29 protein-coding genes and 1 pseudogene are annotated in these 26,802 nt (G+C 33.5%); 3 read left to right on the forward strand and 27 right to left on the reverse strand.

The genetic code is table 11. The features are described 5' to 3' along the window. Window positions 1–262 precede the first annotated feature (262 nt). The 5 genes from ABH897_RS22835 to ABH897_RS22855 form a co-directional block, all read right to left on the reverse strand. Entirely contained in the window at window positions 263–742 is a 480-nt protein-coding gene (locus ABH897_RS22835) for a hypothetical protein (protein ID WP_404592742.1), read from the reverse strand. Further along, complete coding sequence (locus tag ABH897_RS22840) at window positions 726–902, reverse strand: hypothetical protein (protein ID WP_404592743.1); 177 nt, start codon at window positions 900–902, stop codon at window positions 726–728. The genes ABH897_RS22835 and ABH897_RS22840 overlap by 17 nt, the downstream gene beginning before the upstream one ends. A gap of 145 nt (window positions 903–1,047) precedes the next feature. After that, the gene (locus tag ABH897_RS22845; protein WP_404592744.1) at window positions 1,048–1,758 is read right to left on the reverse strand and encodes a hypothetical protein; all 711 of its coding nucleotides are present in this window, start codon (window positions 1,756–1,758) and stop codon (window positions 1,048–1,050) included. Window positions 1,759–1,988: 230 nt separating this feature from the next. Beyond that, on the reverse strand, window positions 1,989–2,825 hold the full coding sequence (locus tag ABH897_RS22850) for a hypothetical protein (RefSeq protein WP_404592745.1): 837 nt from the start codon (window positions 2,823–2,825) through the stop codon (window positions 1,989–1,991). Between the two features lie 132 nt (window positions 2,826–2,957). Next, the gene (locus ABH897_RS22855; RefSeq protein WP_404592746.1) at window positions 2,958–3,182 is read right to left on the reverse strand and encodes a helix-turn-helix domain-containing protein; all 225 of its coding nucleotides are present in this window, start codon (window positions 3,180–3,182) and stop codon (window positions 2,958–2,960) included. 99 nt (window positions 3,183–3,281) lie between these two features. Between ABH897_RS22855 and ABH897_RS22860 the strand changes: the two are divergent. Beyond that, window positions 3,282–3,569 (forward strand): annotated as a pseudogene (locus ABH897_RS22860) (hypothetical protein). Between the two features lie 128 nt (window positions 3,570–3,697). On the opposite strand, the gene ABH897_RS22865 reads toward ABH897_RS22860, so the two are convergent. From ABH897_RS22865 to ABH897_RS22905, 9 genes are all read right to left on the reverse strand, one after another. Further along, entirely contained in the window at window positions 3,698–5,338 is a 1,641-nt protein-coding gene (locus tag ABH897_RS22865; protein ID WP_404592747.1) for an RNA-directed DNA polymerase, read from the reverse strand. A 321-nt stretch (window positions 5,339–5,659) separates the two neighbouring features. Further along, window positions 5,660–6,544, reverse strand: coding sequence for a hypothetical protein (locus tag ABH897_RS22870; protein ID WP_404592748.1), 885 nt, complete (start codon window positions 6,542–6,544; stop codon window positions 5,660–5,662). 156 nt (window positions 6,545–6,700) lie between these two features. Then, the gene (locus ABH897_RS22875; protein WP_404592749.1) at window positions 6,701–7,315 is read right to left on the reverse strand and encodes a hypothetical protein; all 615 of its coding nucleotides are present in this window, start codon (window positions 7,313–7,315) and stop codon (window positions 6,701–6,703) included. Window positions 7,316–7,761: 446 nt separating this feature from the next. Further along, entirely contained in the window at window positions 7,762–8,763 is a 1,002-nt protein-coding gene (locus ABH897_RS22880) for a hypothetical protein (protein WP_404592750.1), read from the reverse strand. Between the two features lie 224 nt (window positions 8,764–8,987). Beyond that, window positions 8,988–9,770 carry a hypothetical protein gene (locus tag ABH897_RS22885; RefSeq protein ID WP_404592751.1) on the reverse strand — a complete coding sequence of 261 codons (783 nt, stop codon included), beginning with the start codon at window positions 9,768–9,770 and terminating at the stop codon, window positions 8,988–8,990. A 221-nt stretch (window positions 9,771–9,991) separates the two neighbouring features. Beyond that, window positions 9,992–10,822, reverse strand: coding sequence for a hypothetical protein (locus ABH897_RS22890; protein WP_404592752.1), 831 nt, complete (start codon window positions 10,820–10,822; stop codon window positions 9,992–9,994). Then, complete coding sequence (locus ABH897_RS22895) at window positions 10,819–11,418, reverse strand: DUF4747 family protein (protein ID WP_404592753.1); 600 nt, start codon at window positions 11,416–11,418, stop codon at window positions 10,819–10,821. Before ABH897_RS22895 ends, ABH897_RS22890 begins: the two co-directional genes overlap by 4 nt. Beyond that, the gene (locus ABH897_RS22900) at window positions 11,393–11,584 is read right to left on the reverse strand and encodes a hypothetical protein (protein ID WP_404592754.1); all 192 of its coding nucleotides are present in this window, start codon (window positions 11,582–11,584) and stop codon (window positions 11,393–11,395) included. Before ABH897_RS22900 ends, ABH897_RS22895 begins: the two co-directional genes overlap by 26 nt. Before the next feature lie 332 nt (window positions 11,585–11,916). Continuing rightward, window positions 11,917–12,120, reverse strand: coding sequence for a helix-turn-helix domain-containing protein (locus tag ABH897_RS22905; protein ID WP_404592755.1), 204 nt, complete (start codon window positions 12,118–12,120; stop codon window positions 11,917–11,919). A gap of 172 nt (window positions 12,121–12,292) precedes the next feature. Here ABH897_RS22905 and ABH897_RS22910 point away from each other — a divergent pair, with 172 nt between their 5' ends. Further along, complete coding sequence (locus ABH897_RS22910; RefSeq protein ID WP_404592756.1) at window positions 12,293–12,580, forward strand: hypothetical protein; 288 nt, start codon at window positions 12,293–12,295, stop codon at window positions 12,578–12,580. Window positions 12,581–12,802: 222 nt separating this feature from the next. On the opposite strand, the gene ABH897_RS22915 is transcribed toward ABH897_RS22910, so the two are convergent. The 6 genes from ABH897_RS22915 to ABH897_RS22940 form a co-directional block, all read right to left on the reverse strand. Continuing rightward, complete coding sequence (locus tag ABH897_RS22915; RefSeq protein ID WP_404592757.1) at window positions 12,803–13,546, reverse strand: hypothetical protein; 744 nt, start codon at window positions 13,544–13,546, stop codon at window positions 12,803–12,805. A gap of 225 nt (window positions 13,547–13,771) precedes the next feature. After that, window positions 13,772–14,488, reverse strand: a complete 717-nt coding sequence (locus ABH897_RS22920; RefSeq protein ID WP_404592758.1) for a hypothetical protein — start codon at window positions 14,486–14,488, stop codon at window positions 13,772–13,774. 176 nt (window positions 14,489–14,664) lie between these two features. Continuing rightward, the gene (locus ABH897_RS22925; RefSeq protein WP_404592759.1) at window positions 14,665–15,192 is read right to left on the reverse strand and encodes a GNAT family N-acetyltransferase; all 528 of its coding nucleotides are present in this window, start codon (window positions 15,190–15,192) and stop codon (window positions 14,665–14,667) included. Window positions 15,193–15,668: 476 nt separating this feature from the next. Further along, the gene (locus ABH897_RS22930; protein WP_250270686.1) at window positions 15,669–16,511 is read right to left on the reverse strand and encodes a restriction endonuclease; all 843 of its coding nucleotides are present in this window, start codon (window positions 16,509–16,511) and stop codon (window positions 15,669–15,671) included. Between the two features lie 162 nt (window positions 16,512–16,673). After that, window positions 16,674–17,549: a hypothetical protein gene (locus ABH897_RS22935; RefSeq protein WP_404592760.1), complete on the reverse strand. Its 876-nt coding sequence runs from the start codon at window positions 17,547–17,549 to the stop codon at window positions 16,674–16,676. 177 nt (window positions 17,550–17,726) lie between these two features. Continuing rightward, window positions 17,727–17,930: a helix-turn-helix domain-containing protein gene (locus ABH897_RS22940; RefSeq protein ID WP_404592761.1), complete on the reverse strand. Its 204-nt coding sequence runs from the start codon at window positions 17,928–17,930 to the stop codon at window positions 17,727–17,729. Window positions 17,931–18,101: 171 nt separating this feature from the next. Here ABH897_RS22940 and ABH897_RS22945 point away from each other — a divergent pair, with 171 nt between their 5' ends. Beyond that, window positions 18,102–18,389, forward strand: coding sequence for a hypothetical protein (locus ABH897_RS22945; protein ID WP_404592762.1), 288 nt, complete (start codon window positions 18,102–18,104; stop codon window positions 18,387–18,389). A 140-nt stretch (window positions 18,390–18,529) separates the two neighbouring features. Here ABH897_RS22945 and ABH897_RS22950 read toward each other — a convergent pair whose 3' ends face one another. The 7 genes from ABH897_RS22950 to ABH897_RS22980 form a co-directional block, all read right to left on the reverse strand. Further along, window positions 18,530–19,141, reverse strand: a complete 612-nt coding sequence (locus ABH897_RS22950) for a hypothetical protein (protein ID WP_404592763.1) — start codon at window positions 19,139–19,141, stop codon at window positions 18,530–18,532. A 267-nt stretch (window positions 19,142–19,408) separates the two neighbouring features. Further along, window positions 19,409–19,933, reverse strand: coding sequence for a hypothetical protein (locus ABH897_RS22955; protein WP_404592764.1), 525 nt, complete (start codon window positions 19,931–19,933; stop codon window positions 19,409–19,411). A 476-nt stretch (window positions 19,934–20,409) separates the two neighbouring features. Then, a complete protein-coding gene (locus ABH897_RS22960; protein WP_404592765.1) occupies window positions 20,410–21,543 on the reverse strand; it encodes a hypothetical protein in 1,134 nt (377 codons plus the stop codon). A gap of 236 nt (window positions 21,544–21,779) precedes the next feature. After that, window positions 21,780–22,880 (reverse strand): hypothetical protein, encoded by a 1,101-nt coding sequence (locus ABH897_RS22965; RefSeq protein ID WP_404592766.1) that lies wholly within the window; start codon window positions 22,878–22,880, stop codon window positions 21,780–21,782. Between the two features lie 297 nt (window positions 22,881–23,177). After that, a complete protein-coding gene (locus ABH897_RS22970; RefSeq protein ID WP_404592767.1) occupies window positions 23,178–24,326 on the reverse strand; it encodes a hypothetical protein in 1,149 nt (382 codons plus the stop codon). Window positions 24,327–24,714: 388 nt separating this feature from the next. After that, entirely contained in the window at window positions 24,715–25,704 is a 990-nt protein-coding gene (locus ABH897_RS22975) for a HEPN domain-containing protein (protein ID WP_404592768.1), read from the reverse strand. A 170-nt stretch (window positions 25,705–25,874) separates the two neighbouring features. After that, window positions 25,875–26,798, reverse strand: coding sequence for a hypothetical protein (locus ABH897_RS22980; RefSeq protein WP_404592769.1), 924 nt, complete (start codon window positions 26,796–26,798; stop codon window positions 25,875–25,877). Window positions 26,799–26,802: the final 4 nt, after the last annotated feature.

Here is a 26,802-nt window from a genome sequence, read left to right on the forward strand (position 1 = left end):
CTGTGAACCTTCTCCTCTCACACTTAATTAAGGGTGAAATCCTGCGAATTCATGAGCCTGAGTGAGGAAACTGAATCATTTCGAGGGAGTTTAATTCATCAATTAATTTCTTGCGCTGATTTCCTATAACGTTTCTGTATTCATGAACCCCGAAGGGGTTGTCTGCTGAAATGCCTACTTGAGATCCATCTATCAGACCAAGGCTCCTTTCGGAGCCGCTGCTTGAATATTATGTTAGCTGAATTAACTGAATTCATTGAAATTACTGTAGCCCATCCCCTTCAAGAATAAATTTCAAGAATTTCTTTCCGTACAATGAAATTTCAACATCTTTTCTATCTTTATCTGAATCACTTCCACCAATGTCTTTCAATGTTTTCTTTATATTTAGTAATCCATTGTTCTCTAATCTTCTATCTATATTTCGTATCAAACCATGTACGTCACTTCCTTGGACAAAAGCAATAGTTTCTTCAGTCAATCCGGCTAAATAAAATAATCTTTTCAGATCCAGGTATCTTAAACTCCTTAACATATCATAAAAGTTAATTATTACCGATTCATTACTATTCTGTTCAATAAAAATATTTTCAAAGCCATTAAGTATTAAATTTATTTTTGCATCTTCATGTTCTTCAAACAAATCCGAAAAGATAATTGGGAAAATCCTTTGACTGATATATTCGGATGATAATACAGAATCTGCTGCAAGGTCCGATATAAAATCAATTTTTTTTCTCATGCTCTTTGAATCTGCGAATTAGCCGATTAATTTTAACTGTCTGAACTAATTTTCCTATGTAAGGCACAAAATCAATTCCATTTTCTAATATTTGTCCAAAGTATGGATTTATCATCCCTCCTTCTTGAATTACTTCATTAAAGATTTCCTTATCTGTCACTCAATATCACTCCTTGTTCTCTCAGTTATTTCAGCTAACGTTCCTGTATTCACGACCCCGTGCTGGGTGTCCGGCTCCTGCCGGACCCAGGGCGTATGTCCGCAGCGTGAATATTATGTTAGCTGATGTTTCCTACTTCATTGAGTTATTCAAGATCTAAATTATAGGTTTCATTCTTTAAAAGCCATGATATAGGATAATTCAATTCAAGTTCTTCAAAAAATAATTTTGTAAGATTAAGGGAGGAATGTATACCCCACTTAATAAAATCATAGCTCAGACATTTATCAGGAAAAAACGGATCTGGCGAATTAGCAAATGGATTCAATTTGAATTTATTTTTCAGCTTCTTTTCTAACGTTTGCTCAGTTATTTTCTCAGAGAATTCAGACTCAGTTGTAACCCATTCTGGTTCATAGTGAGTAATCGCATTCCTAACTTGAATCAATAAATATACATCTTGATAAGGGCTATTTCCCTTTTCAAATAGTTTTTTATCGGCTAAAGTAAGTGCAATTTGATATTTATCTAAAATGCTGTATTTTGCTGTTCTTGGCACACCCAGTTTCCACATTGAGTCAATCATTTCTATCTTTTTTGGCTTTAATCTCTTACCATTTTTATTATTTTTATCTTTTATGTTCGAGAAAAATTCATTTATTGTAGCCTCTAAATAGCCAACTGTACATAATAATGCACCTGTGACATAAGACTCGTATTGGATTCGAGCCACTACATCATCATTGTTATTTTGATTCTTTTCTACTTGTAAAGCATTCCTTGCCAAAAGCACTGCCGATTGAATATGGTTAAAAGAAAAATTTGTTTTTAGAGTAATTTCATAATTATCAATCATTCTTTCTCCTTTTTACTCTCGTACTTTATTCAGGTAATTTCAGCTAACGTTCTTATATTCATGAACCCTCACTGGCTTAAGGTAGCGCCAGCTGCCGGGTCCGACGGACTTAGCCAGTGCAGGGTTGTCTGCTGATTCCGCTTCCTCCAAATACCTCTTGCAGACCAAGGGACGGAAGGACCGCCGCGTGAATACGTTGTTAGGTGGAGTCATCGGCTTCTTAGAGTTCCTTAAGGATTACTTGAAGTTATTGTCGGGTTATCAGCGATATAATCAAAAATCTTCATGACATCTGCTCTAACACTACTGAAGTAATCTTCCAAAATATCCTTAGTTAAAACTGTAATTACAGTGTGTGGCATTCCTACTATTGGATTTCGCCAAAGTAAAATACCTTTATTTACTTCGCTTACACACATTTCGTTGTTAACATTTAAATAAGTTTCAAATAGCTTTCCGTCAATTACAATTACAGGGAAACTGATATTCACATACCTTTCATTTCTCTGTGCATCATATTCTTTTGCTATCGATCGAGTTGCTTTTGATACCGAGACGCATGGGTTATATGCAACGTCATTCCCGCTAGTAAAAGCCTGCGTCAATCCGTATCCTGGACGTTCCGGCAAACTGAAAAGATTAAGCTGTTGAATTTCATCTACATGGGCTATATTTCGCAGAATAATCTTCCCCGCCCTTGAACCTGCTCTTTGAGCAATTCTTGCAGGAGGAGCTAATCTAGTATTCTTTGATGTAAAAATAACCCAAGGTTTCTCCTTCGACACCTTACACTCCACAATAAAATTAATTCTAATAAATATATTTCCTATTTCCTTATGAAGACTTGCTACAATATCTATCTCCCTATGATTTCCTGATTCTTCGTCAATAAAGTATTCTGATTGAAGCACATTATATTTCATCTTCTGTAACACTTCTGCCACATTCATTTCAAGTGGGTAACCTTGAGTGTTTAACCAATCAATTAATCTATCATTAAAAGTATTATCTGACATACTTATTACATCCTCCTTATCGATGATTTCACCTAACGTTCCTGTATTCATGACACCCAGCGAATGCTGGGTGTGTCTGCTGAATCTGCTTTCATGAAATCCATCCAGCAGACCAAGGCTCCGAAGGAGCCGCTGCTTGAATATTATGTTATACGACGGAATCGCTTCTCGAATTTACCTTCACTATTGGTTTTCTTTGGGTACATACTCAATTAAATCTGATAATTTGCAGTTAAATGTATCACATAGCTTGAATAAGGTTTCCAGCTTTGTTGTTTCTATATTCGTTTCCCTATACAACTTGTTGACTGAGTTCCGACTTAAGCCCGATTTCGCCATCAATTCTGTTATATCATCTATTCGATGTTCTGCCATGAGTTCTCGTATATTACACTTGATTACGTTCATCTTTTCCCCTCCATAATTCTATCTTATCTTCCATATTAGCAATCATCAACGAAAAGCGAGGTTTTAACTCTATAAAGTTATAGGAAGGAGGAATAATATATGATTAATACATTAGAATCATTAACAGAACCGCTGATATGAGTACGTTTAGAATTACTCTATACTGAGCTTCTGGAGTGTCATAAGGAGTACACTCAGCTTTCTGCGGAGACAGATCAATATTTTAAAACACTTCGTGATGCTTTGCCCGATCAACTTCAACATACGGTTTTTCTTTACGAAGATGCCCAAATTTCTCTCCAATCCATCCTAGAAAAAAGTATCTACATACAAGGTTTCAAAGATGCTCTACAACTATTTAGTGAATTGCAAAATTCTGGGATTTAAATAATAATGCGAATCTGTTTACCTAATCTGCGCCCAACAATGTGCTTATAAAAAAATTATCTAAGCATTATCCATAACTTCATTTTATTAAACAAATACCAAAATCATATTTTGGTATTTGTTTAATATCAATATTCTCCCAATCCACCACTATGAGATACAATTCTTGTTTTTCTCTGTGTTCTTGCTCCTCTATTCTTATTGCTAGATGATACAGGTCTATAATTCATCTCTGATGGACTTGCAGGTTCTAGTTGTAGTGTAGAATCATAAAACTCTATATTTCTAGAAGCAAGTAATGAAAAAAAGTTGTCTGATGATATATAATTTGATCTACTTGTTAGAAAGCCCTTCTTAATTGCTTCGTATGCAAATATCCAATGCTCTTGATACAGATGATCATGTGATAAATAATTATTCCACTCTGATATATTTAATCCAGTAGTTATCAAACCATTACTCCTCATATCAAGTGCTACAATTCTAGAGAAAGAATCTTCGATTGTTGATAGCTCTTTCGCAGCGGCTCTACTAATTTTAATATTAAAAGATTTTGCCAGCCATAAATTCCATGAAACTTTATATCCGTGACTAAATTTTGAGTGATAACCAATGTTGTTATCAATAGTCTTAGCGATTTTTTTATAATTCAAATTATAACCTTTATCTCTATATGCCAATAAAATTTCTATGACAGTAGGTATAACACTTGGTTCAGCAATCATAGAATTTAAAATGAGAGACTCAAACAATTCCCAATTATCCTTATGAACTAGTACATTTTTTATTCTAGCTAATGAATATTTTAGAACATATTCATTAGGGTGTTTTTTACTATACTCAAAAGCCTTCGAAAAAAATGTAACCAAATCTGTTCTCTGTCTTTTAATGCTACTATGAAATTCATAATTACGAATTTCTGAGATCCAGTTAAACTCCAATGGCTCTGGTAATGGATAAATCATTGTTTTTTCAGGATTTATTTCTAGTTCATATTTTTTTACTATTTTATGAATTTTAGTAAGCGCTTCTTCAGCCTCAGATAATGAATTAAAAAAGAAATAATAATCATCAATATAACGCAAACCAGTTACACCGAGTTCTTGATAGATCTCTTGATCCATAACAGATCCTATTAATTCAGAAATCACATAAGAAGAATCCGGCCCAATCGGTATTCCGATTGTTTGTTGATCCTGAGTATTTCTCACATTAGTGTCCAGTACATTTCCAAAATGAGCAGATCCTCTATTCCTCTTAGCAAAACTCTTTCCATGACAAGCCCATGGAATCGAATGAGTATAGATTGTAGGGTAGTATCTTGAAATATCTGTTTTTAATACAAATCTGCTGTTAGACGATAGGATAGGTATTATTTGAGGAATTTCACTAAAACTATGTTGTCGACTAATTGCTCTTTGTAAATCTTTATTTACCATCGGCTTAGTAAGAGAATATTTCGACTTTTTAATCTCATTTTTTATCGTTATCCAATTGTGAATTATAGTTTCAAACACTTTTATTTGATGAAAGGGGTTGGGAATACTTAAGGTCCTTCGTTGATGTTGAATCTTTGGAATTGTATGTATACAACACTTACTACAATTTATTTTGTGACCGTTAACTATTATTGATATTCCTGAAAGGGCTGAAGCAATACTATTTATTTGAGTTCCAAGCATTTTCGTTGTAAATCCTGGAACTAGTTCTGCTGGAAAGTAGCCTTTTAGTATACAATTCTGTAAAGTGAGTCTTGCTTGTCTTGCCAACATCATCATCTCCAATATAATAATTTGTAGCTGTTACCTGTGTGATAAAGAAGATTTCTAAATTCTCTCATCTAAACTATATATTATTTAGATTAATAACCTCTTTTGATTCTGTCGTTATAACGTTACTGTATTCACGACATCCCACCGACTTAAGCGACCATCGGGAGCAGCCGCGATGCGGTTAGTCGGTGCGGATGTGTCCGCCAGATTTAACTTCCCTGCCTAACTCCTTCGGGCGGACCGAGGAGCCGCCAGGCTCTGATGCGTGGATATGATGTTATCAGATGTCGATGACCCCCTGATTATCCCCACACAGATCTAATTATCATATTTTTTTAACACTACAATTTGACTCTTAATTGAAAAAATCTCTAACTCAGTACCATATTGATTTGTTTTCGCTTCCCCATAACAAATAACTAATGCATTCTCTATTGATTCAATAAACTCTTTGTTTTTCTCAACATAATCCCATCTGATAAATAAGGAAAAATCTTTTGTGTTCTTATATGCAGGGTTATTACCTCTAGTTAATGGGATCACTATGTTGTTTTTAATTGTCTTAGCTTTTCTAGTGTTGCCTCTTAAAATACAAATAAGCCCTTCTCCATTTGTAGCATCAATTCTCTGAATAATTTCATCCTGTGATCCCATTAATTCCCTTAACTTTATTATATTTCCATCTTCAATCAGTAGTTCTAACTCTTCATAATCCTTCTTGAGATTAAAATAGTTTCTACTATCTAATAAGTTTACTAGAGAATAAATAAACTTTCTGCTTCTTCTTCCTCCAAATTCTTTTGCTCTATTTACCCTATTGATATTTATTGTTGTTTTGTCATCCTTTAACCTTTGTGATCTAGGCAATATTGTAGAAACTAACTGCTCAATCTCCCCGTAATTTTCAAATTTCTCTTTTTGCTTCTCAATATTAGGAATGGCACATTCACTTAGATGATTTATTAATGGCCAATTTTTGAAATGGGGATCTTTATGATCTTTTCCTCTTGTAAACTGCACTTGAACTCCGCAGAATTTGCAACTAAATTTATCTCTTTTGTCTTGATACTTGTAATATTCGCTATCCACATCAAGTGCACAAACTAAATTATCTGTTTGTTTATTAAAAATTGCATGACTCATTCTTGTCATTACTTTTCCTCCGCTATTTCCATCGATTTCTGATAACGTCCTTGTATTCACGAACCCGTCAGAGTTGTCTGCTGAAATTCATCTCCGAAATCCACCTGGCAGACCCAGGCTCCAAAGAAGCCGCAGCTTGAATATTATGTTATGCGTAGTTACTTCCCAGTATTGTGTACACCCTCAATCCATTATTGGATTCCTTGTATTTTAATCCTATTTATTCAATTTATATTTCCTTACTTCTTTTGTTTGAGTATAAGTTGCAGTTAAATAACTATTGTCAATACCTTCGATAATTCTGTCTAGTATTCCTTGCTTTAATGAATTCTTCTGTAATGACTTCGAAAAATCCTGAATACTAACACTTTTTTTTGCAATCTCAAAGATCTTTTCAAACATTTCTCCTGCATTCTTTATATCAGATCCATCCGAATCTAATTCAATTATTATTCGTTTGGTTTTGTTAAAATGTCCCCTATCATATTCCAATAAAATAAGCACTGGATTGTATGGATAATCGATCATAAAATCTTCTTCCAATTTATTCAGAAATTCAAGATATATTTCTCTATCGAAATAGTAATTTTTCTTTTTTATAGTTATTTTTTCATTATTACCATGGAAGTCTTCCTCTAAATATCCTGGTAAATAAAAATTAATATATCTATCTGATTTATAGTCGAATCTATCAATATAATTCAAGATATAATCTCTACATCTCTGCTGATTAAAGTCTGCCACTAATAAACCAAAAGTTACTGGAATACTATTATCTTCTCGACGTTTGATTTCATAAACTAATCTATCATACTGTCCTAATGGCCACATAAACATCCTCCATAACTATCATTGAATCTTAAAATCTTGGAATCGGACAAAATAAAAGCTGCTTTGTTTATTCTTCTTCGAATTCTATTCTACATTCTAGCCCTATAGTAATTACGCATAACGTTCCTGTATTCATGAACCCCGAAGGGTTGTCTGCTGAAATGCTTCCCTGAAATCCTTCTCGCAGACCAAGGCTCCAAAGGAGCCGCTGCTTGAATACTATGTTAGGCGAGGCTAACGGCATCTTCGAATAAATTTACCAGTTCTTCGTAAGTCTTTTTATTCTTTCTTTGACAAAATTCACAAGTACCTTGATGCAAATCCGATGATAATTTCAGTTAGCTTGCGGAGAATAGCCTTTTATTTGTTTTTTGATCGTTTCTATAAAAACCTTCAACAATTTCTCCTAACGCTCTTTAACAACACGAACTCGAGCGAGTGCGGTTCTAATAATACCATTCTGACGTCCCATAATGTTCCATGGACATTCTAATTAATTCATTCCAAAAATCTTCCAAATCACTAAATAGACGGTTTGTGTTTACTAATTCAATCAATTGTGAAATATAACTACTAAAGCTCAGTTCATCTGCATTGAAGGACTTCATAAATCTCAATTTATCTATTTCGCTATCAGTAATACCGAGTTTTTTGACTTCTTCTACCGTTTCGAAAACATGACTAACCCAAAGCAGGGAATAGAACGATTTATACATACTCCTCCCTTTGATATTGGATTTTATTAATATTTCCCTATAAATTTTCCTGATTACGTCGAATATATATGCCGAATCAGGTAACTCATCTATTTCTTTTCTGACATACTTCGAAGTTTGAATATATCCACCCTCTACATCAATAACATTAGAAGGTCGGTATATAGCTCTGTCTCTTACATAACAAAGCTTTTCATAAAGCCCTTTAATACTTTCATTTGGTTTATTTTCATCAGCAAATATAAAGTTGTTATAAAGTATTCTAAATACCTCATCCAATTTTTCACTTTCTTCTCTTAAACAATCACAATATTCTTTAACGTCAGTATGTGTTATCAGTGTTGAAAGGTCTTGTTCAAGTAATTTAAACTCATTCCATACATTTGGTAATTCGGAGGGATCTGATAAATCATTAAAATTGACTCCAAGATTTACAATACCGTTCGAGCATAACCTTTTGGGAACTTTTAAGTTAAAACGCTCATCTAATAGCATTAACGAAATAAATAAATGATACACCGAGTAGTAAGTCAAAACTGCCCTACTAATTCTTAATCCCCCAGCACTCTCTACATCTTTAACTGATTCAAGTGCCCTTAATTCTGATAAACCAATAAGACTTTTATGAAATGAAAGTGCAGAACATGAGCACAAATAAACCATATTGGTGATATTAGTTCTATCCAAATAATTGAATTTCCCACTTTGTATATATGTAAGTTCTTCTTTCATTTACCTGTCTCCTTATATAACGTTTTGGTCTTCTAAAATCTATCTAACAAATCTCACAGCTTTTATACCAGCCATCTTCTCATTTTTATAGTTTTTCAAGAGTTTCGCCTAACGTTCTCGTATTCATGAACCCCGAAGGGGTTGTCTGCTGAAATTCCTCCCCGAAATCCATCCCAGACCAAGGCTCCGAAGGAGCCGCCGCTTGAATATTATGCTAGACGAGGTTATTCTTCTTTTAGAAACTCACTCATCCATTTTTTATCTTCCTCACTCTGTTCAAATTTAAATTGACCTTCATCAATCTTATTCCAATAAATATGCTCATAAAAATAATCATAAAATACAATCTCACTGGTAACATATAAACACCAGGTGCATACCATTATCATATTTAAATTTATTCTTGTAGGCTGGTTATTCTTTGTGTGTTTTGTTAATCCGTTAAGTTCTGAATGTAGTGAACTGATATGTACGAAGTGATTACTTAGTAGTCCTTGTAAACTCCCTAAGTTTGGTATCAACTGTTTTCCGTATTTTATAGTTCTATTAACATCAAGCTTTCCATCCTGATAAATTTTGTGTCCATCGGGTTCTATTACGAAATAAGCAACTGTACTTATAGTTTCTATTACTGAACGAAGCAACATACATGGTTGTAAAGTATAACCTAATCTTAATAATTCTACGGATGATTGAATTGTAGCGGCAGCATTCATCATTAATTGTGTACAAGTGACTTTTACTGAATCATCCTCATAATTAGCTCTAAAAAAACTATTGCTGATAATATAGTTGGCTTTACTAAACAGTTCACTTATGGGAATTAGCTCATTTGAATATACCTTATCAAAAGATTTTGCTATTCCAAATGAATCTCTTTGGATTCTCTTTTGGAGCATATCTTTGGAATATACACGAATTTGATTGTTTTCATTATCTATGACAGCACCCAAAAAGTTTTTTTCGTGTATACGCCCATCTAAGAATTGTTTTTTCTTCTTTTTCATCTATTGTTTCTCCCCAAGAATAATTTCGTCTAACGTTCCTGTATTCACGAACCCCAACGTGGTTGTCTGCTGAAATCCCTCTCCGAAATCCTTCCCGCAGACCAAGGCTCCGAAGGAGCCGCTGCTTGAATATTATGTTATACGACGGAATTTCTTCTTGAATTCCTATCACAATTTTTGTTACATTTCATTTTAACCCTTAAGATTTTAAATATTTTATGTCAGATATTAAAATGATTGGTTGCTATAACTAAACTTAATATATAAAGAGAGACTTTATAAGTAGAAGAAATCACATTCATTCCAATAAAATAACTTTGTTTTTGCATGTATCTTATACTTTTATACGTTAGATAGTTCCAAGCTAGAAAAACCATACCCAAAAAAAATGTCAAAAAACTGCTTAGAAATCTCCACTCAATAACGGACACAAAAAATAATAAAATTGCAATTGAAACCACAATGTAGAATTTCAGAAATATACTCATTTTCCTCATTGTACTCTCATTGATTTCAACACTTTCTCTTCTAAATTTATCTAAACTTTCAATGACACCTTTATCAGAGAAATATGCCCTATATATAGTCAACTTCAACGTATCGTAGATCAAAGCTACTGTAAATAATAATGACAAAGCTAACAAAGTCATTCCTATATAAAAGCATATTATTAAGTCCATATTATCAAAGGCTTTATTGGCTAACTTAAATACCAAAGACGTAAATATTGTTAAAGTCCATAAAATTGAAACTATTAGAAATGGAAAAAGTGAGTTTTCAAGTTGCCCCATCCTCAATAGTGACTTGGAAAATGTAATATCTGTCATCGCAGCATAAAAACCAAAAGCAGCAATTATTACGGCAAAAATCGTTGCAGAAGTAGATACATTTATGCTCATGAACTCTTGAAATATATCTTTACTTGTTTCATTTTGACCAAACAAAAAAGTCAAAAACAGACTCACTAATATGGTTATAAAAAATAGAGGCATTGATATTAATCCATTATCAGAATAGTACTTAAAAATCAATTTTTTTATGGTTATTTTCATATATCGAGCACTTCTTTCACTATACTCCACAAACCGTTAATTCTCCCTGACTCAGAAGGCTCTACATTTTTATGATAGCGTTTAATATGATCGTGTGATCTCACTTCATCATATTCTCCTGAATTTTTATAGCCGGCAATAACATATTGACGCCCATGACCTTCATTAACTTCATCGACTAAACTCTCCATTTCCCCAGAGTACTTAAGCCCTTTTTGGTTTTCAAAATCATATGTACTACTTGTTGAGTTCATATCTTCACTAATTGACTCAAACATGCTCCACATTCTACGTCCTGGATTATTTGGGATCACCTCAAAATGAGCCCATGTAATAGTCTTTAAGGATGAAATTTTTTCTTTTATTTTTTCATCTTTCAATGCATTTAAAGTAATATTAAATTCAAAGTTATTAAAATTTACAATAAATTCAATAGCTTTTTTGAAGTCTTCAATATTTAAAGCACTCCTTTCTTCCAAAAAAATATATTCTCTTCTTTTATCATATATAAAGTATGCTTTTTCTAGTATATCGTTTTCCTCGACAACATTAATAATGTCATGATTTTTGTCATCCCATTGCTCTCTCTTTTTCATCCACATACTTAATTAGTCGAGACAAAATTAATTCCTCATCTTCTATTCTAATATTTTCCCTTTTTTGAATCGCATAAGTAATCCTTCTTTTTTTGTATGAATTATTGTTTTGTTCGTTAAACTTTGCATATACTTTCTCAATAACTTGAGCAGGATCTTTTCTCATCTAAAAATATTGTCGCTATTAATTGAAACTTTATAAATTATCGCTTTAAATCTCATATTGTTCCCCCACATTAATTCTTTTCTTTTATATTCTTTAAAGCTTTCTTAAACTAGAAGTTCATTTAAAGGAATTTAAGTTTACTTTCCCTTTATTAAATTAATTCTGTCGTATAACGTTGTTGTATTCATGAACCCCGAAGGGGTTGTCTGCTGAAATTTCTCTCTGAAATCCATCCCGCAGACTCAGGCTCCAGAGGAGCCGCTGCTTGAATATTATGTTATACGATGGTATCACTTCTTCAATTAACCAACATTCATTCTTGATTCTAACCTTCACTGATCTGTTATATGTTCCAATAAATCTCCTGGCTGACAACCTAAAGCAGCACATAATTTATCAATCACTTCTAATGACACATATTCGTTCGTATTGAGTTTTGCCATTGTAGCAGACGAAATACCCGTCATTTTCAATAAATCCTGCTTCTTAATCTCCCTGTCGATCAATAATTTTTGAAAAGGTTTATAACTAATCATCTACTATTCCTTTCACACATCAAGTGAATTTTTCTTTAATTATATGAAAGTATATTTTCTTTATCAAAAATATCTTCAACATATATTGACTTATTTATTTGATATGATAAAATTATTTTTAATAAGTTAAACTTTTATTCATAAAATTAAACGAATTGGATGGTGTTCAATTATGCATAATTCTTTAGAAATCTTACTCGATTCACTGATACGTAATCGAATTGAATCTTTATATGGCGAACTTATCAAAAACAACTCCAGCTACAACCAGTTCTCATCCGAACGGAATCTTTACTTCAAGCAGTTACATAAACTACTACCAGAGGATATACAAAAGACTCTATTCCTTTATGATGATGCAGACCTTTCAGTTCAAGCTATTTTAGAACGTGAAATCTATTTACAAGGTTTTAAGGACGCTCTTCACCTACATAACGAATTACATATATCTTTAGATTGAGAGTCTTCTGGCTCTTTTTCATTTTGATTCTGTTGTATAACGTTCCTGTATTCACAACGCCCTAGTGCCTTAGATCCGGCTGCCGCTTGCGGCAGTTAAGCGGTGGGATGTGTCCAGTAAATTCACTTCCCCTAAATGCCTCTTCCGGATCAAGGGGCCGGATTGTCCCGGCCCAATTCGTTAAATTCGATGTTATACGAAGGAATTGACTTCTTCGAATCATCATTCAAATTCAATAATTTCTTCAAGATATCTTAAAACTTCATCTTCACTAAGTTCAATTAGCTTAATAGCTGTTCCATGAGGATCTAATAGATAACTGGTAACATATATTGATATTCCTAATTTTTGTTCAATTACTTCTCGAAGCTCAATTAATTCTTCGTTATCAATACTAGTTTCAAATAAATTAGTTATTTGTTCGAAATACTCAATAACATCTTTGATCAATATTATCAGCTGTGCAAACAGTTTATCTGTTATATACGAATTGAACATTCCACCGATGCATGATCCCCAAAATGAATTATGATTCGAATGAACAATTTCACTTAATTGGCTATATATACGTTGTGAGGTAGTGTTGTTATCTACGGCAAGTCTTCGATCTTGTGGAGAAATTCTAAATTTATTATTTGCTTTTATCCAAAAATTCGCTTTATCGGGATTCTCAATAAAATATTTTAAGAGCCATGATGTTTCATAAGTTTGTCGAAGCATAACTAAACATTCGTCCTCTAACCCCATCTTTAGCATTTGGTAAGTGGCCACTATATGGTTTATTAGCCTTGAAGTTATAAAAAACCGAGCGTGATAAAATAAATCATCTTCTTTATCTAATTTTTCATCATTAAGCATTTTCAAGTAGCTAATACTTTCCCAAAATGTATCATCCCTATCACCTAGATGTTCCAAAAACAACTTTTCTTTGGAACTTTCGTAAACTAAATCTTTAATGTTTTTCACATTACCTGCTCCTTTGCTTAATCGAATTTAATTGATTTATTGTTTTTCGATACTTTCGTATAACGTTCTCGTATTCACGAAACGCCCCAGCCATAGATAGCTCTTATCTTAGGCTGGGGTGTTTGTTGACTGAGCTTTCTTCAATGATTTACATCTGTCAACCAAAGGGCGGTACGTCAGCAGTGTGAATACGTTGTTAGGTGGAGTACTTGCCTTCCTGAATAATCATAAATCTTGAAGTTTATATACCTCTATCTCCATAATCATATCCTTAACAGTAGAATTAAAAATACGCGAGAACCCGCATCCCTCAAGTTTTTCTATCATATCTTTTTCTTTTACTACCCTTGTATTTCTCGTAGTTAGTTTTTTTTCTATATTATGATCAATGGTTTGGGCTATATAAAAAACCACCCCTACATCGTTTCGAACGAAATCCCTAAAAGTATAACGTATTAAATCTATCTCAATATCATCATTGTCAAAAGAATCATGAACAGCTATATCCTTTATGTAATATAAACTCCCATTATCAAAGGGATTGTCATATAGCTCTCTCTCTGATATTTCATCGGCTCTCGAGCCTATTACCAAGTGATCTCCATCAATTACATCAAGCCAGTAAGACCAAGTAACATCCATACGTTCTCTCCAAGTATTTGGGAATTCCGTAATTGTCATCTTTGCAATTATTAATTGATCCCTATCTTCATCAACCCAATATTTCTTTTTCAATAGTTCTTCTATCTCATCTGTTATTTCATATTCATCATTTATTACTTCCAAAGAAACAACTAGTTTTATATTATGGACGATTGGATCTATGTCGGAATTATAGTGAAATTCAGGAAAATCATTAAATTCACAATATGTTTCGCAAGTGACAAAAGGAAGCACTTCATACTCCAGTCTTCCCGTTGATGTTATTAAATCAATGATCATAACTATCATCTCCATTATTAATTTTTTGCAAGTATTTCACCTAACGTTCAGGTATTCACGAACTTCCGCAGGAAGTTGTCAGACAGCGATCACATCCTGAATTTCCTCTGCTGACCAAGGCGAAGCCGCTGCGTGAATACTTTGTTAACTGATTTCGACACTTCTTTGATTCACATTCATAGATCATTATCCAGCTCTTTAATTAGATACATGAGCAGATCATCATCTACCGTCACTTGCTCCCCAGGTATTACTTGAATGTTCCTATAGACAATTCCTTTACCATCCATTACATACCCGCGTTTGTTATACATAATTTGAGCATTTCCATAATCTTTATAGAGCCCTACTCCTAAACCAATTAATCTTGATCTCTTTGATGCTATTCGTTCAAGCTCATCAAACATTCTACTTGCGATTCCCTTCCTCCTAAACTCCGGAAAAGCATTTAGGTCGTTTATCTCTGGTATATTACCTTTTTTAAAATGTGGATAATCCGAAGCAAACAATAAGTGGCAACAACCAGCCAATGTACCTGCATAGTAGGCCATTAAAGTTACTCTCTTGCCTTCTATGTTTTCTTCTAAGCACTTATAGAAGTAGTCATTCGAGGTATACCATGGATATCTTTTTAAAAATTCAAAATCCAATAAAGATACTTCTTCATGATTTGAAAGTTGCCTTATTGTTATTTGGTTTGACATTTTTATTCCTCTTTCTGTTGTTGATTTCAGTTAACGTTCTCGTATTTACGACGCCTGGCGAATGCCAGGTGTGTCCGGCTGCCTCTGCTTCCCCGAAATCCCTCTGCCGGACCGAGGGCGTATGCCCGATGCCTGAATATATTGTTATATGTTGTTAAATCGGCGGACTTCGGAGCATCTACTCCCAAACTTCAATCCCACTCTGCTTCCGCATTGGAAGCATTCCTCGTCCGCTCTTCACTCGTAACTTTCAATCCTTGATCCGCATAGGATCTACCTTCCGTTCTTTCCTGCTCTTATCTATCCTTGTTCTTCCAAGCCGAATTTTATGATCTTATAACGTTCCTGTATTCATGAACCCCGAAGGGGTTGTCTGCTGAAATGCTTCCCTGAAATCCTTCTTGCAGACCAAGGCTCCAACGGAGCCGCTGCTTGAATATTATGTTATCTGCTGTGACCATTCCTCTATGAACTGCCTACAAATTACTAAACCAGTCTTCCTTAATAATAATGTCTTCAATTATCTTTTCTTCTACTCTTACTCCCAATTTTAATTCTTTCAACTTTTCAGTTAACATTTCACCGTCTATAAGGTCTATTGGGGAAGCCCCATCACGTTGAGCTTCTTGACGAGCATCCCTAGTAAATGTTCCCGTAGAAATGATTAAGCCTTTATCTGCTCTTCCCTGCATGGCTCCTCTAAAATCCCTTACTACTCCTGAACCAACTGAATCTTTATATCTTTTACATTGAAAAACCACATGAAAAGATAAAAGTCCTCCTAACTTCACAACTCCCTTCCCGTCTATTCCACCATCGCCACTCTTTCCCGTTACAGTGACATGAGTAAACCCTGATTCTCGTAGGAGTCTCATACATAATCTTTCAAATGAATCAGGAGAAATATGTTTAACTATTTCAAGCAATCTATCTTTCCATTCATATTCTTCGGATACATCCTCATTTTCTTCTTCAAATTCTGATCCTGCTATATTTACTTGATAATTTGAATTTTGGACGATATCTTTGACTTGTTTTTTATCAACACTTTCTGTAGTAAGCCCTCGCTGTGTCAATGACCATATTCCCCTAGAGGAATTTTCAAGTAAACCAAATCTTTTTAGATATGTACGTGCCCATGCCAAACGATAACTTAATTTCGTTGTATTTCCTTTATGCAAATCTGCAACATCTGTTTCAGATAAATTCAAAATTTTAATTACTTCCTCTTCCATTTCAGCTATTGACGAAGAACCTCCAAGAGAATGAAGAGCCTGTAGTGCAGGATTAAATAACTCATCATATTTAGGTACTGCCATGGAATAACCTCCTTGGTATAATTACAGTCATTGCAGATAACGTTCCCGTATTCATGACGTGCGACGAAGTCGGATGTGTCTGCTGAAATACCTTCTAGAAATCCATCCGCAGACCAAGGCTCCGAAGGAGCCGCTGCTTGAATATTATGTTATACGACGGAATCACTTCGTGAATTTGCTCTCTATTGATCTTCTTCCTTCGCTACTCTCAGCCTTTTTTATAGTTCTTACCATCATGTGTATTGTTGAGAGGTAGATATAAAAAATCCAACTCAACCAAAGCGCATCATAATCTTTCTTTTGTTTATCATTATGATGTCTGATGGCGAAGTTATTTGCAATATTATAAAGTTCAGACTCATCTTTAGAAAACATATGCTCTTTAATTTGTGGTCTTAAGTATTCTAAAACATCAGTTAAATCTCTCACTGCATCTTTTCTTTCATTTAAACTGGCACGGTATCTTCTGAATTTCAAAATAGCAATTTCTACTCTATTATCAACATTACTCAAGTCATATTCCGGAATTTTGGCTTCTAACAGAAAACTCAAACCCTTATCTCCTAATAAGAGAACTTCACCATCGTTTGACAACTCATAACCCTGTTTATAATCTCTCAAAATTTCATTAATCTCTACTCTGAATTCCTCCTGGCCTAAATTTTTATCAAAATCACTATAATGCCATCCACAATCGCTCCAATCATGGTATGTACCTTCAATAGGTTTTGAGACAAGATCAAAGAGTAATTCTATCACATCAAAAATATCATCATCAGAGTAATTCGTATAAAAGTCATCTATAGGCCAAATGCTATGTTTACGCAGCTTCCTCAAAAAATATCCTTGAATATCACTTCCACACGTTCCAGAAATCAATCCTGCATCTACACACATTTTTCCAAATGCCTCTTGAAAATACTCCTTCTCATAAAAAAAATGATAAGTTCTAAAAATCAATTCTCTAAGTGTTTCAATGGGAAAGTTCTCTCCTATATTCTTTCCAGTACGTGCAGAGTAATACTGCCGTTTAGTCATTAATATTCACCCTTTTTGATACTATTATATAGCCCTTCTGTACTTGAACCCTAAAGGAGTTGTTTGCTAAAATATCTTTCCGAAATTCATCCCGCAGAGCCAAACTAAGTCGGAGGCATAGCTTGAATATTATTTTATACGAGAGAATCACTTCTTTGATTAGCCACGCTCTATCTGTCATTGCTCTGCTATGTGTTCCAATAAATCTCCTGGTTGACAACCTAAAGCCGTGCATAATTTATCAATTACTTCTAATGACACATATTCATTCGTATTGAGCTTCGCCATTGTAGCAGACGAAACCCCCGTCATTTTAAGTAAATCCTGCTTCTTAATTTCCCTGTCGATTAATAATTTTTGAAAAGGTTTGTAACTAATCATCCGATTTTCCTTCCACACATGAAATGAATTTCCTTTAATTATATGAAATTATATTTTCGTTATCAAAAATATCTTCAACATGTATTGACTTAATTATTTGATATGATAAAATTATATTTATTAAGTTAAACTTTTATTCGCAAAATTAAATTAATTGGATGGTGTTCAATTATGCATACTTCTTTAGAAGTCTTACTCGATTCACTGATTCGTAATCGAATTGAATCTTTATATGGCGAGCTTATCATAAACAACTCCAGCTACAATCAGTTCTCATCCGAACGGAATCTTTACTTCAAGCAGTTACATGAACTTCTACCAGAAGATATACAAAAGACTCTATTCCTTTTTGATGATGCAGACCTTGCTGTTCAAGCTATTTTAGAGCGTGAAATCTATTTGCAAGGTTTTAAAGATGCTCTTCATCTACATAACGAATTGGATTTATCTTTAGATTGAGAGCCTGTTGGCTCTTTTTTCTTTTTATTCTGTCGTATAACGTTCCTGTATTCACGACCCAGCGCATGCTGGGTGTCCGGCTAATGCCGGACCCAGGACGAATGTCCGCAGCGTGAATATATTGTTAGGCGAAGGAATCATTATATATATTGCTTTAGTTGTTCACTTCTCATCTTTATTATTCTAACAATATGATTTAGAAATTTTATATAATCCTCTTTGCTAAATCTAAGATAATCCCCAATTTCAAATTTGCTAAATTCACCGCTCAAGACATCATCTAAAAAAAAGTTCTTATCACTTAGAAAGTTATTATAAAAATAACTAGCGTACTCTTTTATTTCTTTTTTATTAAAATAGATATCTGGAATATCATAACATTGACTCATTCCTCTGTGACTATTTCCTCCAGGCCATATCGGTATGATATTACCTAAATCAGAATATACATCTATGAACTTTAGCAATTCTGGAAGTTTATTTAATTTATCGAACTCATGGTAGTTTTCTTTAGTATATTTATGGCTATATACGATCTGTCGATTATTTGCATGTTTTTTAGGTTTAATTTGTTTTCCGCAGCATACAAATTCGTCTTCATAAAAAATATTGAGTCCTATCACATATACTCCTTGAAAAGAGTACAATACATCAGTATAAGTCCAATTTAGATTGTTCGTTATCTTAGAATAATCCTTTTCTAATGTGAATTTTGTATTAATAACTTTTCCTATAGCTGATTCAACATTCATTAAGTGCACTCCTTATAAATCTACTTTCTCTTTATATTTCATCTTTTAATGTCAATCGGCAATATCTATTTGATTCTTTCGCCTAACGTTTTTTGTTCACGAGCCCGAAAGCCTTAAGTGACCAACGGGAACGGGTCGTCAGACTTAGGCTTGCAGGGTTGTCTGGCTGATTCCGTTTCCTCGCTTCTTAACTTCTGCCGGACCGAGGAGCGACAGCGACGATGCGTGAACATGGTGTTATGGGATTTTCATGCCTTCTTCGAGATATCAATCAAATCCCTTGGTTTCTTCGTTATATTTCGCTGCCTTCTTCATTTCATTAATTGCTATCTTTGTAAATTCATTAGATTTAATATATATGTCTTCTATGTTTGAGTGTTTCTCGTTAATTAAAGTGAATAAATCATGAGTAAGCAATCCACAAGTCCAAAAAATTGTAGTCTTTAAGGAAGTATAATGTTGTAATAGATCGTTTGGATCTGATAGTTTAGTGCCTGGTGAGAAAACCCCTAAGTGAAAAAGAGAGCCACACAATGTTCCGTGCAATGCTTCTGAGGCATCCTCATAAATATTAAGCTTGCACATCAACATTATACTGGGTTTTATTTTTGATCTTTCACTGATAATTTCAATTCGTTTATCTAAAGAAACTGGTGTCCAATGCGTTATCTCTTTTCCTGATTTACTTGTAAATCGATTTATTGCTTCCTCTAAATTCGGTAGACTGACTTGATCCTTCCCCGTATACGCAATACTAACCTTGCCTTTAGTTGTTGCAATTGACCTTTCCAATCTTCGATATGCCTTTTGGGTTGTATGCAATTGGAATGAATTAAAATCATCTTCATCGCAAACCTGTAATACAAAAAATTAACCATTCGCTCAACATAAGACCTGGCTATCATGTACATATCATTTATTAAGTTATAGTTACCTAATAAAGACATTGATTTGGAATTATCAATTATTGATACCAATAAGGGATACGCTTGTTTTATTCTCAATTCTTCTACATTGTTCAATTGCCTTAATAGTGCAACTTCTTCGATAAAAAACTTATTCATTTGCTGTAATAATTCTTCTGTAAAGAACGGGCTGTCCTCCATGAATCTTCCTTCTTTCAATTATTTGTTTGCATGAATTTCCCATAACGTTCCTGTATTCACGACCCAGCGTATGCTGGGTGTCCGGCGAATGCCGGACCAAGGACGAATGTCCGCAGCGTGAATATTATGTTATCTGATGGCTCTGGTTTCTTGAATTTCTTATCAGCCAATTTTTCTATTACTCTTATTGAATTTCAAATAAAAATACCGTTCTTTATAATCATAAGAATCATCAAAAGTAGAACTCATTTTGAATATTACATCATAGTATTCCGTATGTTCTTGTCCATGGATATCTGTATATGAGATTTTCAATAACGAAATTTCTCGTTCGCTAACTAAAGCATTGTTATTTGTATTTTTTTCTTTATTATTCTCAAGAGACTTTTTATACAAATACTTAATAAATAATATAACTTCATTTGGAACAAAAGCTTTGACTCTATTATCAGTATTTGTATTCAACATTATATCTGCTTCCGCTATAGCTATATGATCTAGTGAAAAGTTATTTAACATTTGCATGTATTCATTTTCACTAAAACCTAATTCGTTACATAATTTTTTGTGGTAATTTTCGCTAAAATCCCATGCAATTCGGATATCTATAGCATTTCCTGCACCAACATTATAAAGCCAAAAGAATACAAACGATTGACGTTTTGCTTCATTCATAGCTTCAAAAACAATCTTACGGCGGAAATTTTCATGAATTTTTTCTGCGAGTTTTTCTCTAACACCATCATTATATTTCTCTGGCAACTTATTTAAGATATTAGAGAATGCTTCCTCATAAGTCCTTGATTTACAAATATTTTTTATTTCTTCGAATAGATTATCAGCATCCACTTGTGCAAATACATCCCCCCATTCTCTATCTTGATATTCTTCTACTAAATCATTGATTATACTCACATAATCATATTTATCCATTTCAGAGAAATAAACTTTTTCTTTCTCTGCAAATTCTTTAACAAGAACCGATCTTGATTTTTCAGTAACAAAAATTCCTTGATTATCGTATAAAAAAAAGTCTGTTCTTACAGGCCTTATTACAGGTTTGACGTTTAACAGTGTATTTTTTATCGTATATTCGATACCCCAAAGCGTGACTAAACCAGCTATTCCAGCACCAATAATACTTCCAAAGAAACCCAACCACGCATTTACATTTGCAAGACTCGGCACAGGAATGTATAGAAAAACATTCGCTAAAAACCCTATTGCTATAGTAGCTAGAATAAGTATTCCATATCTCACCCAAATATTTATATTTGAGTTGTTTTGTTTTTTCATTGTCCTCACATCCATAATCTTTTATTTTAAAGAAGTTTTCACTTGCGTTTTAAGAGCTTTCAGATAACGTTCCCGTATTCACGACTCAGCGTATGCTGAGTGTCCGGCGAATGCCGGACCAAGGATAAATGTCCGCAGCGTGAATATTATGTTATCAGAAGAAGCCTCTTTTTTTAGATTCAAAAAAATCTTTCTCATATTGCTCTTTCAATGTATTTCTTAATTCTTGAATTGCTTCATCCGGAAATTTTTCTTAAACCTAAATTTTTTGCCATTTGGCTCATTGTATTTTTATTTTGCTTGAGCTGTCCCTCTAGGTGAAAAACAATCCGATAAAATAATGCTTCATGCCTTATCTTAGTATAAAACTCCTCTTTATCTGGATTGTAATAATGATGAGTAATATCTGGATGGTCAAATTCTTCAATCGAAAGTGGATGTATTGCATAAGGATTATGAAAAATATTAATCCCTTCCAACAAAGATTCTTTGTAATTACTTATCTCTTCAATTCCTGTAATGGGCTGTAACCCTTTGTCGTTATATTTCTCAAAAGCAACCAAAATAAAATCATTTGTTTTACTTAAAACCCTTGCTTTACCTGAAGTAGCGACATTGCTAAAAATCACTGCACTTACACCACTAAATTCTGGCTTCAAAAACAATCCTAAATCAAGATCAGTGCCGTTTGCTTTTTTTACTGCTTTTACGTACCTATTTCCCAAAATTTCTCTTTCCCCATTATGTTCGATGTATTCAGGAACGTCATAGGTATACAACACTCTTCTAATAGCATTGGTATTTTGAGTATAAAAAAATGGCTGTTCATATGTACCCAAAGCTATAACGAATGGATTATTGTTACATTCCTCTCTTTTCGAATAACTCTCTTCATATTTTTCAAACTTTGCATTGAGGGCTTGTAAAATTCTTGGAGTAGCACGAGTTATTATCTTTTCATGGTTGGTATATTCCTCTAGAAGTTTAGGGTCGTTAAATATGGTTTCTCTATCCCATTCAGCCATCTCATTACTGGCATTATTTGTAATTACCGCTTCCACAAAAAACTCATTGCCTTCCTTTGATCGAAGATGAAAGTCAGGAGCCGCTTTACTAAAGTCGAAACTAAACCCAAGCTCTTTAAAACATGCAAACAAATAAAATTCCCAAAAACTCGAATTAAAAGTTGTTTGAAACTCTTTAATTATTTTATTATCTCTATCTTTAAAATCTTCTAGCCAAGAGTTCAATACTTTCTGTACGGCTACATCATTTCTAAGAGCCAAAAAATTTTTATGCAGATTTTTTTCTTTAACTAACGGTTTAAAAAGATCCATTAAATTTGTCTCCTTTAGGCTTTTTCTGATAACGTTCCTGTATTCACGACGCTTGGCGAATGCCAAGTGTGTCCGGCTGCCTCTGCTTCCCCGAATTCCTTCTTGCCGGACCGAGGGCATATGTCCAATGCGTGAATATTATGTTATGTGTTGCTTCCCGTCTTCTTTGAGTACTCTGATTAAAAATCTTTCACTGCCGTCAGCCACTACATCTTCAAGTCTTTTTCTCGAAATCATACGGACCAAAGGTACCTATTTGAAACGTAAATCGTTGTTAAATGGAGTTATAATCTAAAACTATTCCCTGCTTTTATTTTTTTCTATTACCTCTAGCATCGTATAAGTAGACTCCCAGTTAATACGTTCAAAGTACTCTGACGATGACATCCTTTGATTAATTCTTTCTAAAAATGAATCTAACCAGTAAAAATACTCCCATTTTCCGTTAAATAAAAATTTAAGTATTTTAAATTGGATTCTCAATTCAACTTTCATTTCATATCCTTCGTACCTAAAAAACCTATCTGTTCTTTCAGCACCAGGACATAAATAGTGTTCAATAAATCCTTCTGGAGGAGAATACGGTTCTTCTTCAAAATTAACATATATATCAAAATTAAATCTATCAGTTATAATCCTTATAGTGTTCTTATCAACTCTTTTCACTCTACTACTTTTAGGTAAAACTAAGTTGAATTTGTTATACCTAGCACCGTCTTTTCCAAAGGCGTAAACAGTTTCCCCAATTTCAAGGGTTATCTTTTTGCCATTTACATAGTACTCTTTTGGTTTTTCTTCTTCCTTTCGTTTCGGATTATCAAACGAAGCTCGTTCTTCCATAGGTTTTGAAAATAAATTGAGGAAACGGTTTTGATATAAAACTTCTGGAACTTCATTTCTTGCAATCTCTTGGATATTTTCTTTACTGAAACTACTGTTGTTAAAGTATCTCGAAAGATGTAATGAAAGCTCCTCAATTACATAATACTCAACAACTTCATTTATAATATTTCTTGACTTACTGATTCTCCCATGCATCCAGTCTCCTACGGTCTGATAACAGCCTAAGGGCTCTCTATCCCATATGGCTTTTAGATCCTTGTCTTCTGATAGAGCTGCAAACAAATAGTCATTAATTCCTTTGGAGAAGCTATATCTTCCAATATCAATCAATTTATTTTCTTTTTTATCGTGGATCAAAATACAGTCTATAATAAGCTCTTTTTTCATGCTCTTTAGAACAAACCAAAAAAGATATGCTATTACTAGAAGAATTATAACGCCCCCTACCGAAAATCCATACACTGCTTTGAAACCATTGGTAAATGTTAAGCTTCCTGCAATGACGCTTAATCCAAAAGAAAGCAGTATAGTAATGAATATAAATCTAATAACATTGTTTCGATTATTTAATATTTCTAATAAATAATTATTTTTATTTTTCATTATTAAAATCTCCTCAGCTTATAAATCAATTTTACATTCCATGTAACATTCTTGTGTTCACGATGTTCGGCTATCTATAATGCATAAAATTCTTCCGCCGGCTCGAAGGAATATGACAAATATGTATGTATAATGTCATGTGGTACTTCTAGCTTCATTAAATACTCCAACTTAAGACCTTTTAAGCATCATTAGCTTTCGAATCTTTGTCTCGATATAATGATAAGAAGATTTGAAATGATGCTTTTATTGTCCTTAGGAAGTTACACATAACGTTCCTGTATTCACGACGTCTGACGCAGTCGGATGTGTCCGGCTCTCGCCGGACCAAGGACGAATGTCCGCAGTGTGAATATTATGTTAGGTGAAGTTAATTACGTCCTTCACATTAAAAATCTCTACTAGGTTCAAAATTATAATAAGTTCCAAATCTATCGTAAATTCTATCTACCGCAACTTCAAAATCTTTAATGATGACTTTAAGTTTTTTGTCAGTAATACTTAAGTCCATTCCACCTTCGTGAACAAAAGCATTCCTTAATTCAATAATTTCTTCAATAGAATCGAAAAGAGGTATTTTTCTCTTTGAAATAGGTTTGTTTAACACAGTAAATATATCTAGTTTCTCATCCAGCTTTTTATAATTTTCAGCGATTATCCTAGGCCTCTGAAATGAAAACTTTTCAACTAAAGCTTCTTCAATTGACATTTTTCCAGCAGAGATATCTTTCAGATTATTTACTGAAAATCGTGCTTCTTTAAAAATCTTGTCTCTATTATCTGCATATTTCAACAGCACAATAAATGATGTCTTTAAATATTCTTCCCAAATTGCTACTAAGTAAGGTATTAATAAGTTATTCGAGAAGAACCTTGGATTCAATTCATCGATATACACAATACCTGTAGAATCTGGCCTTGCAATTTGACCTTGTAAATTTCTTGAATCCAAATATATCTTAGGTTTAATAAGAGCATTATTATAAGTCCATCTAGCAATAAATAGTCCTGCTTCTAACTCAGTAGGAACTTCCTCATCCATTATAAAATAACGATTTTTCCCTTCGTCCGTCGAAAAGCTTCCTTTAAAATAATCTTTTATATATTTAATAGTTTTATTTTGATGTTCAAGATCCCAATAACTTCTCCCCGCTCTAGTTCTTGTGTCAACTGAAATAACGCCGTTTTCTCTATAAATATAAAGTTCGACTCCAACATACGATCTATAATTTTGATACTGATACCAAAAATAACTTGCTAGTAGACCTTCAATTTTAACTTCGTTTCTCTGCTTTATGTAACCTAATACATCTATTAAATTTATTAATTTATTATAGGATGCATCGTCTGGAAGGATACTTGTTGAAGTAAAACTCATTGTGCAATCATACTCCTTTGATTAGAAATAGAATTAAGTAATTAATTTCACCTAACGTTCCTGTATTCACGACCCAGCGTATGCTGGGTGTCCGGCGAATGCCGGATCAAGGACGAATGTCCGCAGCGTGAATATTATGTTAGGCGATGGTCGAGAGCTCTTCGATTTACTCAAAGTCTCTTTACAAACTCATCCGACAGTCCACGATAATCTCTACCTTTACCTGATGGAGAATGGCCACGTGTAATTATTTCGAATGCACTATAAACTTTGTTGTCACTGAAGTTGATTTGTTTGAAGTTCTCTCTAAGTGTGAAAATCAACGAACACTCTCGTCCACCTATATCATTATGAGTATATGTATCATCCGTAAATACGACAGAGATAAAATATTCAATATCTGTTTCCTCAATCGATTCTTCTTCCTCAATTTTATATAAAAAATCATCCGTGATATCTACTGTATAATCATCGCTTGTAAAACCATACTTACTTTGAAGTTTTAGATCTTGCAAAAGATTATTAATTTTTTCTTCTATTTGAGAATGAAATTTTGAAGACTCAAATATTAGATATGAACCTACTTCGTTTATTGGAATAAATTCGCTAGGATCATGTAATGATATGTTACTTTTAATTACCTCAATCAGTTTTTTTCTTTCCTCTGCTTTACTTTTTCCTTCCGTACAATAGCAAAGTGGCCTCCTAAATTTTATATCAAAAGGGAGGTTGGAATAGTCTCCAAAATCTGTGTTAAAAATGCAAATGATCTTATCCCATCCTAATACTTTTGCTGCATAGCCCAATTCGATTAAAACATTTGGATTTGGTGTTTTTCGTTTGTTGTAGTCAGAATTGATAATACTAACATCAGCAATAAATAATTTTGATTTCTCAATTTTAGTGAAAATTGAATCAACAATATGCGGGGTTCCTGGCTCATCCATAGTATCTTTATCTATTCTAAACTCAATGTCGAATTGTTCAGATAGATTTAATTCTTTGATTGCACTCTCGATACAAGTTCCCAAAAAACTTCGATTGGTATTATTAGGTAAATCTGACTGCCAAGAATAAAAAATATGATTTTTCATTTTG

The sequence above is a fragment of the Paenibacillus sp. RC73 genome (genome assembly GCF_044908085.1).
GTDB lineage: Bacteria > Bacillota > Bacilli > Paenibacillales > Paenibacillaceae > Paenibacillus > Paenibacillus terrae_A.